16 protein-coding genes and 1 riboswitch are annotated in these 12,675 nt (G+C 47.0%); of the genes, 2 read left to right on the forward strand and 14 right to left on the reverse strand.

The features are described from left to right. Positions 1-15: 15 nt before the first annotated feature. From resB to ACWJJ5_RS15580, 9 genes are all read right to left on the reverse strand, one after another. Positions 16-1,644 carry a cytochrome c biogenesis protein ResB gene (gene resB / locus ACWJJ5_RS15540; protein WP_053573271.1) on the reverse strand — a complete coding sequence of 543 codons (1,629 nt, stop codon included), beginning with the start codon at positions 1,642-1,644 and terminating at the stop codon, positions 16-18. Beyond that, positions 1,641-2,180: a thiol-disulfide oxidoreductase ResA gene (gene resA, locus ACWJJ5_RS15545; RefSeq protein WP_003153391.1), complete on the reverse strand. Its 540-nt coding sequence runs from the start codon at positions 2,178-2,180 to the stop codon at positions 1,641-1,643. The genes resB and resA overlap by 4 nt, the downstream gene beginning before the upstream one ends. A gap of 84 nt (positions 2,181-2,264) precedes the next feature. Further along, the gene (rluB, locus tag ACWJJ5_RS15550; RefSeq protein WP_015388055.1) at positions 2,265-2,999 is read right to left on the reverse strand and encodes a 23S rRNA pseudouridine(2605) synthase RluB; all 735 of its coding nucleotides are present in this window, start codon (positions 2,997-2,999) and stop codon (positions 2,265-2,267) included. Positions 3,000-3,092: 93 nt separating this feature from the next. After that, positions 3,093-3,629 carry a spore maturation protein SpmB gene (gene spmB / locus ACWJJ5_RS15555; protein ID WP_003153387.1) on the reverse strand — a complete coding sequence of 179 codons (537 nt, stop codon included), beginning with the start codon at positions 3,627-3,629 and terminating at the stop codon, positions 3,093-3,095. Between the two features lie 4 nt (positions 3,630-3,633). Further along, complete coding sequence (locus tag ACWJJ5_RS15560; protein WP_003153385.1) at positions 3,634-4,224, reverse strand: nucleoside recognition domain-containing protein; 591 nt, start codon at positions 4,222-4,224, stop codon at positions 3,634-3,636. Beyond that, positions 4,212-5,363, reverse strand: coding sequence for a D-alanyl-D-alanine carboxypeptidase family protein (locus ACWJJ5_RS15565; RefSeq protein ID WP_003153383.1), 1,152 nt, complete (start codon positions 5,361-5,363; stop codon positions 4,212-4,214). The genes ACWJJ5_RS15560 and ACWJJ5_RS15565 overlap by 13 nt, the downstream gene beginning before the upstream one ends. A gap of 112 nt (positions 5,364-5,475) precedes the next feature. Then, entirely contained in the window at positions 5,476-5,961 is a 486-nt protein-coding gene (locus ACWJJ5_RS15570; RefSeq protein ID WP_003153380.1) for a DUF3907 family protein, read from the reverse strand. A gap of 89 nt (positions 5,962-6,050) precedes the next feature. Further along, positions 6,051-6,644, reverse strand: coding sequence for an SMC-Scp complex subunit ScpB (gene scpB / locus ACWJJ5_RS15575; RefSeq protein WP_007409428.1), 594 nt, complete (start codon positions 6,642-6,644; stop codon positions 6,051-6,053). Beyond that, on the reverse strand, positions 6,634-7,389 hold the full coding sequence (locus tag ACWJJ5_RS15580) for a segregation/condensation protein A (RefSeq protein ID WP_007409427.1): 756 nt from the start codon (positions 7,387-7,389) through the stop codon (positions 6,634-6,636). The genes scpB and ACWJJ5_RS15580 overlap by 11 nt, the downstream gene beginning before the upstream one ends. A 207-nt stretch (positions 7,390-7,596) precedes the next feature. Here ACWJJ5_RS15580 and ACWJJ5_RS15585 point away from each other — a divergent pair, with 207 nt between their 5' ends. Both ACWJJ5_RS15585 and ACWJJ5_RS15590 read left to right on the forward strand, forming a co-directional pair. Continuing rightward, the gene (locus ACWJJ5_RS15585) at positions 7,597-7,686 is read left to right on the forward strand and encodes a YjcZ family sporulation protein (RefSeq protein WP_003153376.1); all 90 of its coding nucleotides are present in this window, start codon (positions 7,597-7,599) and stop codon (positions 7,684-7,686) included. An 87-nt stretch (positions 7,687-7,773) separates the two neighbouring features. After that, a complete protein-coding gene (locus ACWJJ5_RS15590; RefSeq protein ID WP_102422743.1) occupies positions 7,774-8,295 on the forward strand; it encodes a DUF309 domain-containing protein in 522 nt (173 codons plus the stop codon). A gap of 65 nt (positions 8,296-8,360) precedes the next feature. On the opposite strand, the gene ribT is transcribed toward ACWJJ5_RS15590, so the two are convergent. The 5 genes from ribT to ribD all read right to left on the reverse strand — a co-directional run bounded on the left by ribT (position 8,361) and on the right by ribD (position 12,303). Then, positions 8,361-8,735, reverse strand: a complete 375-nt coding sequence (gene ribT, locus ACWJJ5_RS15595; RefSeq protein ID WP_003153373.1) for a GNAT family N-acetyltransferase RibT — start codon at positions 8,733-8,735, stop codon at positions 8,361-8,363. Between the two features lie 116 nt (positions 8,736-8,851). Then, positions 8,852-9,316, reverse strand: a complete 465-nt coding sequence (gene ribH, locus ACWJJ5_RS15600) for a 6,7-dimethyl-8-ribityllumazine synthase (protein ID WP_003153372.1) — start codon at positions 9,314-9,316, stop codon at positions 8,852-8,854. A 32-nt stretch (positions 9,317-9,348) separates the two neighbouring features. Continuing rightward, positions 9,349-10,545, reverse strand: a complete 1,197-nt coding sequence (locus tag ACWJJ5_RS15605) for a bifunctional 3,4-dihydroxy-2-butanone-4-phosphate synthase/GTP cyclohydrolase II (protein WP_003153371.1) — start codon at positions 10,543-10,545, stop codon at positions 9,349-9,351. Positions 10,546-10,559: 14 nt separating this feature from the next. Next, positions 10,560-11,207 (reverse strand): riboflavin synthase, encoded by a 648-nt coding sequence (ribE, locus tag ACWJJ5_RS15610; protein ID WP_007409425.1) that lies wholly within the window; start codon positions 11,205-11,207, stop codon positions 10,560-10,562. Further along, complete coding sequence (gene ribD / locus ACWJJ5_RS15615) at positions 11,188-12,303, reverse strand: bifunctional diaminohydroxyphosphoribosylaminopyrimidine deaminase/5-amino-6-(5-phosphoribosylamino)uracil reductase RibD (RefSeq protein WP_077722542.1); 1,116 nt, start codon at positions 12,301-12,303, stop codon at positions 11,188-11,190. The genes ribE and ribD overlap by 20 nt, the downstream gene beginning before the upstream one ends. Positions 12,304-12,434: 131 nt before the next feature. Further along, positions 12,435-12,581, reverse strand: a riboswitch (FMN riboswitch). Positions 12,582-12,675 lie beyond the last annotated feature (94 nt).

The following is a 12,675-nucleotide window of genomic DNA, read 5'->3' on the forward strand; positions in this document are numbered from 1 at the left end:
ACCACTCCTTTTTCACTAGGCCTGATTTTTGGCCAATTCTTTTTGATCGGCCGGCTCTTGAATCCCGGTCCCGCTAAGAACAAATTCGATATCCTTTTTCAGACCGAACCAGTTTTTGTTCGTATGTCCCGCCACAAGCACTTCATGATCACCTGTTTTGATCCAGATCCTTCTGTGCTGCCAGTACATCCCTTGAATGACGCCGATCATAAAGATCGCGCCGCCGACGGCAAGCACCCATAAGGTTAAGTCTTTTCTGACGGTGAGTCCTGTAATGTTTTTCGTTTCCACATGGTCGAATTTTAATTTGTACTTGTTACTTTCGGAACCTTCAACAGTCTGCTGAATCGCAACAAAACTTTTCTCCCCTTTCGGCTTGTCGGGAGCCGTGATTTTAAAGACAAAAGCCGGATTGTTAGGAACCTTCGTTTTCGTGCTCGGTTCTCCGTCTTTGTTAAAATAAAAATCAGGAAGATAACTGGCGATCTGCACTTTGTAACCGTTACCAAGATCGTAGTCCGTGTCGGGATCAAGAAGATTGATCTTCAGTTTGCCGAATGACTGTTTTGTTTTTTGGTCGATCAGCTGAAATACCATCTGATCGAGCTGGTTTTCTTTATAGTCCACCTGATACACAGAATAGGAGTCAAAGCGCAGCGGTTCATTGACGCGGATATTGTTTTCTTTGACTCTTTTAAGCTTCGGCTTTTCACCGAATACAATGTCGCCTTCCCTCTTGTACAAAACCGCGTCCGTTGTGAAGGATTTGGCGACTTTGCCGTTTCCGGCTCTGTCAATGGCGTCGGCGAATACTTTTTTCTCAGTGTCTTTGTTATATGTCTGCATCGTGAACCGGTTGTTTTTTAAGTAATATTTGCCGTCAGTACCGGGGATCTGGGCGGTTTCGCCTTCACGGACCCAGAGCGTTTCATCGACATACATACCGGGTACAAATCTCAGCATGGCTCCGATCAGAAAAATGATCAGGCCGATATGATTAACGTAGGGCCCCCACCTTGAAAAACGGCCTTTTTCCGCCAGGATGCTTCCCTCTTGTTCTCGCACTCTATAATGCTTTTTTTTCAATCGTGTTCTGAGGCCATCAGCCGCATCCCCGCTCAGCTCGGTTTCTGTCCGGCTGTATAGACGCTGCCTCTTCAAAAAGACCGGATTCCGACGAACTCCTTGATTTTTCAGCGCCCTGTACAAAGGAATCACCCGATCCAGGCTGCAGATGACCAGTGATATGCCAATTGATGCGATCAGGAGCATATACCACCATGAGCCGTACAGGTGATGAAACCCCAGCAAATAATACAGTTGACCGATTATGCCGTACTGCTGTTCATAATATGTATCCGGCTGGGCGCCCGGCGGCAGATAAGCTTCCTGCGGAAAAACCGTGCCGAAAGCAGATGCCGCCAGAGTAATGACAATCAGCCATATTCCGACTTTTACGGAAGAAAAGAAGTTCCATACCTTATCTACGATTGTTTTGTTATATGTTTGCGAACGCCTTGCGCTGCCGTCGTACCGCATATCGGCAAGCGGCGATTTTTGATCATCAAGCGGCTTCCCGCACGACTCGCACAAAACCGTCCCGGCTGGATTCACGTGCCCGCATTCACATTTGACCTTTTTCATGAAGACGCCTCCGGCTTAATTAAATTCATATAGTCATGAACCATGCGTTCTGTCATCGTGCCGGTCACCACTTTCACGACCTTTCCGTCGGGATTGATCAAAAATGTCGTCGGAATAGGTGATACGCCGTACGCGTCCAGCACTTGCCGGTCAGTATCAAGCGCAACCGGGAAATTGACGCCGTATGTTTTCATAAAATTATGTACTGCAATTTTTGATTCGCCGACATTTACCGCAACCACCTCGACACCGAGGTCTTTAAAATGCTTGTATTGATTCTCCATGTAGGGAAATTCCTGCTTGCACGGCTCACACCACGTTCCCCAGAAATTCAGAAAAACACCTTTCCCTTTTAACTGACTCAGTTCTATGAGTCTGCCCTCTGTATCTTTCAGCGCGAAATTCGGGGCTTTGGACCCCTCAGATATACGCTCTCCGTTTGTGTAAACGGCATTATAGATGGTATATCCGAGCGCGCAGAGTAAGATGAGAAGGATGCCGGTCCGAATGAATAAACGCCGCCGTTTTTTGTTCATTGTACACTGCTCCCCTCCCCTGTCTGCAAATCCATTCAATTATATCATCTACACGTTTTGTAATTTTTGAAGGTTATGTGAAAATTAGAAAGCGTTTTTACCGTGTTCAGCTAAAGCCCGCAGCCTTTTCACCTCATGCGGCGTCAATTCTCTTGCGTCTCCTGTGCGCAGACCTCTTAAATCTAAAAATGCGTATTCTTCACGTTTGAGTTTCAGCACGTCATGACCGATCGCCTCAAACATGCGGCGGACCTGTCTGTTTCGGCCTTCATGAATCGTCAGCTGAATAATGCTCGTCTGCTTTCTTTTGTCCAGGGAAAGCATTTTCGCTCTGGCCGGCGCTGTCTTGCCTTCTTCAAGCTGAATGCCGCGCTCAAGCTTTCTCAGAAGTTCCTTGGAAGGAATTCCCTTCACTTTGGCGACGTACGTCTTATCAATTTCGTATTTCGGATGCATGAGTTTGTTGGCAAACTCGCCGTCATTTGTCAGCAATAAAAGTCCGCTCGTATCATAATCAAGCCTGCCGATCGGATAAATGCGCTGCGGCACTTCTTTGAAAAAGTCGGTCACCACTTTCCGCCCTTTGTCGTCATCAGCTGCTGAGATCACTCCTCTCGGCTTATAAAGCAGAAAGTACACGGGTTCTTCCCGCTCCACCTTTAATCCGTTTACTTCAATCTGATCAGAACCGGTCACTTTTACGCCGAGCTCTGTTATTACTTTTCCATTCACCTTTACTTTTCCTTCTTTTATCAGCTCTTCTGCCTTTCTGCGTGATGCCACGCCGGCATGAGCAATAACTTTTTGCAGTCTTTCCATGTCGTTCACCTCAAGTATAATCTTACTTTTTTCCCCTTGAACAAACAAGCTTTTTCAAGGAGAGTTATTCTGATATATAAAAAGCGCCTGATTTCAGGCGCTTCCAAATAATAACGTAACTATGATGATTGATGCAACCACCCCGATCAGATCAGCAAGAAGACCAACCTTTAAAGCATCCCCCATTTTTTTGATGCCGACCGCCCCGAAATAGACCGTCAGGACATACAGTGTCGTGTCAGTCGATCCCTGCATGACCGAGGCCAGTCTGCCGATAAATGAATCAGGCCCGTACACGGCGATCAGATCTGTCGTCATGCCGAGCGCCGCCGTCCCCGAAATCGGGCGGATCAGAGCAAGCGGCACGACTTCTGCGGGAATGCCGAGCGCTGTAAAGAAAGGCTTGCACAGCCCCATGACAAAATCCAGCGCGCCTGAGGCCCGGAATACGGTAATCGCCACCAGCATCCCGACCAAATACGGAATGATGGAAAACGCAATCTCAATTCCTTCTTTTCCGCCTTCAACGAATGATTCATACGTCGGCACTTTTTTGATCGTGCCGTATATTAATATACCGGCGATAATAATCGGAATCATGGCTAAAGACAGCCAATTCACCATTTCCATTCGCTTACCTCCCTTTTCTTTTGCGGCGGTACCAGAAGTAGCGGTCAATGAAAATCGCGCCGATCCCCGAAATTAAAGTCGCTAAGATGGTCGGCCCGACGATATCGGTCGGTGATTTCGCCGAATAAGCCATGCGCACGGCAATGACGGTTGTCGGTATCAATGTAATACTCGAAGTATTTACCGCCAAAAAGGTGATCATGGAACGGCTGGCCTCAGACTTACCTCCATTCAGCTTTTTCATCTGCTCCATGGCTTTAATACCGAGCGGTGTCGCCGCATTTCCCAGTCCGAAAAAGTTTGCCATGAGATTTGATAAGATGTATCCCATCGCCGGATGATCAGGGGGAATATCGGGAAACAGCTTAGAGATAAACGGGCGGCACATTCTGCTGAATATATCCAAAAGGCCGGACTGCTCGGCTATTTTCATCAGGCCGAGCCAGAAGACGAGGACGCTCATTAATCCGAACGAGATCGTAACCGCTTCTTTCGCTCCTTTAAAAACAGCTTCATTCACATCCTGCAAGGTACCGTTAAACATCGCAAAGACAAGTCCGATTACCGTCAGACATACCCAGATTAAATTGACCATGACGAACCGCCCGCCGCGCTCATAAACAGGCTCGTAAACGTCTCAATGAAATGCTTTTTCGGTTTTTTATGGCGCTCGTTTTCATAATAGACGGGAATCTTGGCGATCACTTTCCCATCATGCATAACAGTCATCCGGCCGACGACATCAGGAATGAGAGAGGCGTCCTTTTTCCAGGCTTTTTTCGGTTTTATTAAGGTTGTGCGGATTTTTACATCGTCGATTTCATCCTCTTTTAATAAATATTTGACATCCCGGGCAATAAAAGCGTGTTTTCCGTAAAACGTCTTTTTCAGCTTCGGGATGCCGCCTTTTTTAGCGACGACATAGGTTTTATAGTGCTCAAAGACATAATTAAACATATTCATATGGTCATCCCAGTCATCCGGATCATTTATGGTGACCGCGATGAGATCCGTTCCGTCTTTTGAAGCCGTCGAAACGAGCGTCCGTTTCGCGATTTTTGTGTAACCCGTTTTTCCGCCTGTGCTGTAACGGTAGAGCCCAGTCAGAAGCTTGTTTTTATTTTTCCATACCCGGTCCATCGTTTCTGCCTTATACACTTTTGTGCCTGAAACGGTCCGGTATTCCTTGATTTTCATCGCGTATTTAGTCAAAAGCGCCATGTCATACGCCGTAGAATATAAATTTTCATGGTCGTCCAGCCCGTGCGGATTTTGAAATTTTGTATTTTCCATCCCGATTTGCTCGGCTTTTTTGTTCATCATAAATACAAAACCGTCAAGGCTTCCGCCGACATATTCCGCTATTGCCGCAGCGGCGTCATTTCCTGATCTCAGCATAAGCCCGTAAACGAGATCTTTCAGCTTTACTTTTTGTCCCGGCTGAAGATAAATGGCTGAGCCTTCCGTTTTCACAGCATTCGGGGAAACCGTCACGGTCTCTTCCATCTTCCCTGATTCAATCGCCAGCACCGCCGTCATGATTTTCGTAATGCTTGCAATCCGCCGCTTATGATGTTCATCCTTGGCGAATAACACCCTGCCAGATGCTCCGTCGATAATAATCGCGCTTTTTGCGCTGACATGTATTTGGGCATGTGCCGTATTGCCGTCTGTAATGGAAAAAAGAATAACAAAAGTCAAAAGAAATACGGCAGCTTTTTTGAGAAAGCGCATGAATGCTCACGTCCTTGTTGTGGGTTTGTACAAGTTTATGCGCCTGTCCATGACTTATGAATACCAATTGCATCACTTTCACATAAAAAAACTCTCCCAAAAGGAAGAGTTTTTATCTGACTGATGCCATATTTGAGCCTGATGCTTCATATTGCGCCAATTCTTCCCGCATGCGCAGAAATTCACTGCTGAGCGAAAGCAGAAGGCTCCGCAGCGAGTCCGGCACTTGCTGGTAGAATTCAATCGCGCTTTGGCCTGTATAAGCGGCGCGGCTGTTTTCGTACCATGTATCCTTTTTCGGCATGAAAAACTCTTCCACGCACTGATGATACACTTTATACAGCGTTTTTTCCGCTCTCACCTCATGAAACGGCTCCTGCATTAAGAGCCGCCGGCAGGCTTCCTGGGCGCCTTCGCAAAAGACGGTCATCCTCCTCAGCACACTGAGCACGTCGCGGCAGTATGCCTCATCCGCCTCTCCTTGAGCCCGCATCTCCGGCAATGTTGTATGATTTAAATAGCTGCTGACCATCGTGACAACCTCGGCTAAAAATTCACCAGTTTCTTCAGTATGGGCCCTCACAATCGAATTTCCCATTTCCGTCCGTTTCCTTCCTCTCTTGTACGTCGTCATTTGCGTCATTCATCAATGGCCTTTCCCTACTATCGTATGATGAAAAACGGTTATTATTTAATATCCTCAAAAGTTTGGTTGAAGTTTTCAAAGAATAAATCGGCTTCCTCCTGGAGAACGTCTTCCTCCGCATTTTCAGGAAGCGGAGGGAGCTCCTCCAATGTTTTTAAGCCGAATTGTTCAAGAAATACCGGTGTCGTGCCGTATAAAATCGCCCGGCCGGGACCGTCGGCGCGGCCCACCTCACACAGCAGCGCTTTTGACACGAGGCTGTGCAGAATCCGCTCAGACTTCACGCCCCGGATATCTTCAATTTCCGCCCGTGTGATCGGCTGCTTGTACGAAACGATCGCCAGCACTTCCAAAGAAGCCTGTGACAGCCCTTTTGACGGCACTTCGATTAGTTTTTTCAAATAAGGCACGAATTCTTTTTTCGTTCCAAGCATATACGTATCCGCATATTCGGTAAGCTCGATGCCTCTGTCGTCTTCCTTGTACTGAGCGGCCACTTCTTCCATGATTCCGGCCAGTTCCGCTTCTTCTATTTCAAGCACCGTCACCAATTGCTTTTTGGTCAGCCCTTCATCACCCGCCGCATACAGCAGGGCTTCCACAATCGCTTTCCAATTCACGATATCAAGCGCCATGAATGGATTCACTCCCCGTAATGTATATATCTGAAAAGTTTTCTTCCTGTTCAATGATAATCTGCTGATTTTTCATCAGTTCCAGGACTGCTAAAAACGTCACGACGAGATGGTCTTTTTGCCGAGAAGGAAAAAGCTCCGTGAAGTTTATTCTTCTCCCCGCCGTTTTTAAGCTTTTAACGATTTCGTTCATTCTGTCTTCAATCGGTATTTCCTGTCTTGTAATGGTCGTTTCTTTCGGCCGCGTGATTTTTTTACGCTGAAGCACCTTTTGAAACGCGCCGATCATGTCATAAACGGTCACCGACAGTTTCTGCTCGGTCTGTTTGATTTCTTTTGCATACTCACTTAAATCACTCGGCGGCTTTGTAAATGACTTTTGTCTTTCTTCTTCCCGCTCTTTTAAATCCTTCGCAGCGGTTTTATACTTTCTATACTCAATCAGCTTTTCAATCAGCTCGTCCCGAGGGTCTTCTTCTTCAAGCATTTCGTCTTCAAACAGCTCTTCCTCTTGTTTCGGAAGCAGCATTCTGCTTTTAATGCTGAGAAGCGTCGCCGCCATGACCAGATATTCACTGGCGACATCAAGTTCAAGCTCCTGCATTGTATGTACATATAATAAATATTGTTCAGTAATGGTTGCCACGGGTATGTCGTATATGTCGATTTCAAGACGGTTAATCAGATGAAGCAGCAGGTCCAGTGGGCCTTCAAACGTATCAATTTTCACTTGATATTCTACCATTATCTCACCATTTTCAGTATCACTCTCATTGCCGGAAAAACTGGCTACCCTTTAGTATAATCCACCGAAATGCTCTCGTCCAATACTTTTATACACGTCCTCCGTTATTTAGAAAATACTGAAAAAGAAGATATACGCCTATACCTTTAAAGGCGGATGCACATATGATAGCCGTGTAAACTTGAAACAAAGGGAGGCTGATTTCACATGAGCGGAGCTTGTTTCGGCGGAGGTTTTGCATTAATTGTTGTTCTGTTTATTTTGCTCGTTGTCGTAGGAGCATCTTACATCTGCTAGTTCCTCAGGCTTCAGACACCAAGCCGCTCTTTTTTCCTTTTCATAGCGCTGTGGTACACTGGTTTTAGCATAAAAGGAGGAAGCGGCTTGTATCCTAAAGCTTATATCGGCTTTTTGGCCGAATTTCACGCATCAAGAGATTATTTTGAGTGTCATGAACTGTTAGAGGAACATTGGAAAGAAAGCCCGGCTGAAAAGCGGAGCATTCATTGGGTCGGCCTGATTCAGCTTGCCGTCGCTCTGTATCATCAGCGCAGGGGAAATGAAGCCGGGGCGAAACGGCTGATTTCCAACAGCTTACGTATTCTGCGGTCTGAAAAGCAGGCGGTCTGTTCTCTCGGGCTCAGCCATCCGAAGCTGATTGAGCTGATAGAAACGCTGTCAGACGATATAGAAGCGGGCCTGCCTTACAGAAGTGTTATGCTTCCGATTACAGATGAAGCCCTGAAAGAAGCATGTCTTGCCGAATGCCGCCAAAAGGGTTATACATGGGGGCAAGACGGCGTATCAGATACCTTTCTTATTCATAAACACCGCCTGCGGGACAGGACGGATGTCATTAAGGAACGCGAACGGGAAATGGAGAGAAGAAAAAAAAGCAGAGGCTGACGGTCAGCCCTGCTTTTTCTATATCAAAACAGCTCCCGAAACCGTGAAGATTCCGGGAGCATTTGTCAGTTATTATATGAGATATCCTGATCTTTTTGATGTTGACAGCGTTCAAAAAAGCTTTGCGTTAATTCATTCGGAACGAGTGCCTCCGTTTTGAACAGACGTTTTAAGGCGTCCATCATTTGCTTTCCGATTCCTTGATGGCGGTGAGAAGGATTCACGCTGATATGCCGGATTTCAACCTCTGAGTCCTTTTTTTCGACTCCGATCGCTCCGACGATATCTTCATCCTCTTTCCAAAGAAAGAGCTGGCGGCCAGTATCCGTTTCATAGTCCTTTATTGTCTGCTGAAGCTGCTTGAGATCTTTTTCATTCGGCATAAATGACAGAAGACCCATCGCAATCTTTTCAAACGATTTTTTATAACGAATTAACATAAAAACCCCTCTATATCCAAAATGTCCATTCATGTCCTATCAAACGGATACATAAAGGCGATCCGTTTTCTCACATTATATCATTTTCGCCGCGGTTTTAAACGCTTTTCAACAAATTATTCAAATGAGCGGTTTAAATTTGCCATTTCAATGGCAGATACTGCACAATCCGCTCCCTTATTTCCGGCTTTTGTTCCGGCTCGTTCGATGGCCTGCTCAATGGTTTCAGTCGTCACGATGCCGAAGATAACCGGGACGCCCGTCGCCGTTCCCGCCTGGGCGATGCCTTTTGCCGCTTCATTGCAGACATAGTCATAATGCGTTGTCGCTCCTCTGATAACCGTGCCGAGCGTAATGACGGCATCGTATTTTTTCGTTTCCGCCATTTTCTTTGCCGCAAACGGGATTTCAAACGCTCCCGGCACCCAAGCGACGTCAATGTCATTTGATTCTACACCGTGGCGAAGCAGCGTGTCTTCCGCTCCGCTTAACAGCTTGCTCGTTATAAATTCATTAAATCTGCCGACGACGATTCCGATTTTAAGTCCTGTTCCTACTAGGTTTCCTTGTATGATATTCATATGTTATCCATCCTTTTTTGTGAGATTTGTTTTTAGAAATGGAGCAGATGTCCAAGTTTTTTCATTTTGGTCTGTAAATACTGTTTGTTATGCTCACTCGCTTCCATTTGAAGCGGCACCCGTTCTGAAATGCTGAGACCGTATCCTTCGAGGCCGGCGATTTTCCGGGGGTTATTGGTTAAAAGTTTCATATGCTGAACCCCTAAGTCGCGGAGAATCTGGGCGCCGATGCCGTAGTTGCGCAGATCAGGCAGAAAGCCGAGCGCTTCGTTCGCTTCAACCGTGTCGTACCCTTGTTCCTGCAATCGGTACGCCTTCAGCTTATTGATTAAACCGATTCCTCTGCCTTCCTGGCGCAAATACAATAGAACGCCGCGGCCTTCTTCAGCAATTTGCGCAAGCGCGGCATGAAGCTGAGGTCCGCAATCACAGCGATGGGATGCAAACACATCGCCCGTCAGGCATTCTGAGTGCACTCTGACAAGAACGGGTTCGCTGTTAAACGGGACATCCCCCATGACAAAGGCGAGATGTTCTTTTCCGTCAACCTCGTTTGTATATCCGTAAACTCTAAACGTGCCGAAGTCAGTCGGCAGCGTAATATCAACTTCTCTGTTCACAAGTGTCGTAATGTTGTAACGGTACTCTATTAAGTCTTTTATCGTAATCATTTTCAGCTGGTGGCGTTCGGCGATTTCGGCTAACTCCGGCACTCTGGCCATTGTGCCGTCTTCATTCATAATTTCACAAATGACGCCCGCTCCCTGAGATCCGCAGGCTTTTGCAAGGTCAACGGCTGCTTCCGTATGGCCCGCCCGCTTCAGGACGCCTCCTTTTTTTGCGATTAAGGGGAAAATGTGGCCCGGACGCTGAAAATCGTCAGACACAGATTCCTCGTTCAACAGCGCCTGAATGGTAAAAGAACGTTCTTGAGCGCTGATGCCCGTTTTTGTCAGCCTGTGGTCAATACTGACCGTAAAGGCGGTCTCATGTGAGTCCGTATTATGATCGACCATCGGGTGAAGATCCAGCCGGCCGGCGATGTCTTCAGACAGCGGCGTGCAGATCAGGCCTCTCCCATGGGTCGCCATAAAATTCACCACTTCAGGCGTGGCATGCTCAGCCAGCGCTACGAAATCTCCTTCGTTTTCTCTGTCTTCATCATCGACAACAATGATGACTTCACCTTTTTTCAGCGCCTCTAACGCCTCTTCTATCGGATGAAACATATCGATCTTCCTTTCTAAAAGCCGTTCTCGCTTAAAAAGGCTTCCGTGATAGTTTGATTGCTTTTCGTTTGTTCTGTTTTGTGCAAAAAGCGGTATAAGTATTTGCCGATCATGTCACACTCAATATTTACGGTTGATCCGACTGTTTTCGTCTGAAAAATCGTTTCTGAGATGGTATGCGGAATGATGGATACCGTCACGCTTTCGTCTGATAGACCGAAAATCGTCAGGCTCACGCCGTCTACCGTAATTGAACCTTTCAATACGAGCGTTTTTGTCAATTCCGGCGAAAGTTTTAAATCGTAATAGACCGCGTTGCTTTTTTTCTCGATCCGCGTAATTTCCGCCGTTCCGTCCACATGCCCTGATACAAAGTGGCCGCCGAACCGTCCGTTGGCGGACATCGCTCTTTCCAGGTTTACTTTACTGCCTTTTGACAAGCCGTTCAGCGAAGTGGCTTTCACTGTTTCCGGCATGACATCAACCGTAAATTGATTGTCAGAAAATCCGGTTACGGTCAGGCAGATGCCGTTTACCGCAATGCTGTCGCCAAGCTTCACATCACTTGTCACTTTTGAAGCGGCGATGGTTAATGCCATGGAAAGGCCTGTCTTTTTGATTGCTTGGATCGTGCCTGTTTCTTCAACGATTCCTGTAAACATCGTCACCATCCTTTCCATCTTTAGGTATGGCCGTCAGTTTTATATCCGGCCCGATTTGGGTGATTTGTGTGAATTGCAAATGGGGGACATCTTTCATTGATTGAAAACCTTCACCGGAGATCAAGCTGGGAGCAAGCGTTCCTCCGATTAATTTAGGGGCGAAATAGAAATGAAGCTCTTGGAAACAGCCTTCCTTGACAAAACTTCCGTGTACGGATGCTCCGCCTTCCACATAAACGGACATTATGCCGTTTTCAGCGAGAATACTGAGCACCTCAGGGATGTGAATGCGGTCTGTTTCCAGCGGAAAAACTTTTATTCCGAGTGCGGTCAGCCGGTCTTTCTTTTGCACGTCTGCACCTTTGGCCGTAAATATCCATGTCGGCGCAGCGCCGTCAGTGAGCACATTTGCCGTTTCAGGAATGGTCAGCTTTGTATCGAGAATCACTCTGACCGGCTGCTTCACCGCATCAGGAAGCCTGCAGGTCAGGCTCGGATTATCGGCTTTGACTGTGCCTGCTCCGACAAGAATGCTTTGGTGCGATTTCCTGTATTGCTGGGCATCAAGCCTTGCCGCCTCTGATGTAATCCATTTGCTTTCACCGGTTTCGGTCGCTGTTTTCCCGTCAAGGCTCGCGGCCGCTTTCAAGGTGACATACGGAAGCCCGGTCCGCATGAAGTGAAGAAACATTTTATTCAGCTCTTCTGCCTGCTGCCTGAGAAGTCCGGTTTTCACTTCGATGCCCGCTGCTTCCAGCATTCCGATGCCTTTTCCGGCTACAAGCGGATTCGGATCTTTCACAGCAATGAACACCCTTTTTATCCCCGACTTTATTATCAGTTCGGCGCATGGCGGTGTTTTTCCGTAATGGCTGCAAGGCTCCAGCGTCACATACAAATCGGCGCCTTTTGCGTGTCTGCCGGCCATATTAATCGCGTGAACCTCGGCATGCGCTTCTCCGTATTGCAAATGGGCGCCCATTCCGACGATCTGTCCGTTTTTGACGACGACAGCGCCTACAAGAGGATTGGACTGTGTCTGTCCTTCACCGCGTCTGGCAAGTTCTATTGCCGTATTCATATAATATTCATCCATCGTTATCCCTCCCTTCTTCCACGCAATTTGGCGTCAAAAAAGCCCCGAATGTTTACACAGTTCGGGGCTTTGCCAGTTTTAATCCATAGGAAATAAGACTATACAGCAAGTTTATTTTTTGCATAGCTTCTCTCATCCTTCTCCCATCCAGACTTTCACTGTCGGCTTCAGCTTTTCACTGAATCCACCGTATACAGATGCATACGGGTCACGGGCTGTAAAGCGCAAAGCGCCTTATTACCGCCGGTCGGGATTTTCACCCAGCCCCGAAGGATACAATCAATATTTTTTTGTCCTTATCCGCTATTATAACATCCTTTGCGGCAGGCGCAATGAATTTGCACCTCATTATTCAGAAAAATAAAAAGCGCC

Source organism: Bacillus sp. JK74, from assembly GCF_053663395.1.

Bases quoted from the DNA above. Each gene is read 5' to 3' on its own strand.
- resB (WP_053573271.1), bottom strand. From the start codon at position 1,644: ATGAAAAAGGTCAAATGTGAATGCGGGCACGTGAATCCAGCCGGGACG.
- resA (WP_003153391.1), bottom strand. From the start codon at position 2,180: ATGAACAAAAAACGGCGGCGTTTATTCATTCGGACCGGCATCCTTCTC.
- rluB (WP_015388055.1), bottom strand. From the start codon at position 2,999: ATGGAAAGACTGCAAAAAGTTATTGCTCATGCCGGCGTGGCATCACGC.
- spmB (WP_003153387.1), bottom strand. From the start codon at position 3,629: ATGGAAATGGTGAATTGGCTGTCTTTAGCCATGATTCCGATTATTATC.
- ACWJJ5_RS15560 (WP_003153385.1), bottom strand. From the start codon at position 4,224: ATGGTCAATTTAATCTGGGTATGTCTGACGGTAATCGGACTTGTCTTT.
- ACWJJ5_RS15565 (WP_003153383.1), bottom strand. From the start codon at position 5,363: ATGCGCTTTCTCAAAAAAGCTGCCGTATTTCTTTTGACTTTTGTTATT.
- ACWJJ5_RS15570 (WP_003153380.1), bottom strand. From the start codon at position 5,961: ATGGGAAATTCGATTGTGAGGGCCCATACTGAAGAAACTGGTGAATTT.
- scpB (WP_007409428.1), bottom strand. From the start codon at position 6,644: ATGGCGCTTGATATCGTGAATTGGAAAGCGATTGTGGAAGCCCTGCTG.
- ACWJJ5_RS15580 (WP_007409427.1), bottom strand. From the start codon at position 7,389: ATGGTAGAATATCAAGTGAAAATTGATACGTTTGAAGGCCCACTGGAC.
- ACWJJ5_RS15585 (WP_003153376.1), top strand. From the start codon at position 7,597: ATGAGCGGAGCTTGTTTCGGCGGAGGTTTTGCATTAATTGTTGTTCTG.
- ribT (WP_003153373.1), bottom strand. From the start codon at position 8,735: ATGTTAATTCGTTATAAAAAATCGTTTGAAAAGATTGCGATGGGTCTT.
- ribH (WP_003153372.1), bottom strand. From the start codon at position 9,316: ATGAATATCATACAAGGAAACCTAGTAGGAACAGGACTTAAAATCGGA.
- ACWJJ5_RS15605 (WP_003153371.1), bottom strand. From the start codon at position 10,545: ATGTTTCATCCGATAGAAGAGGCGTTAGAGGCGCTGAAAAAAGGTGAA.
- ribE (WP_007409425.1), bottom strand. From the start codon at position 11,207: ATGTTTACAGGAATCGTTGAAGAAACAGGCACGATCCAAGCAATCAAA.
- ribD (WP_077722542.1), bottom strand. From the start codon at position 12,303: ATGGATGAATATTATATGAATACGGCAATAGAACTTGCCAGACGCGGT.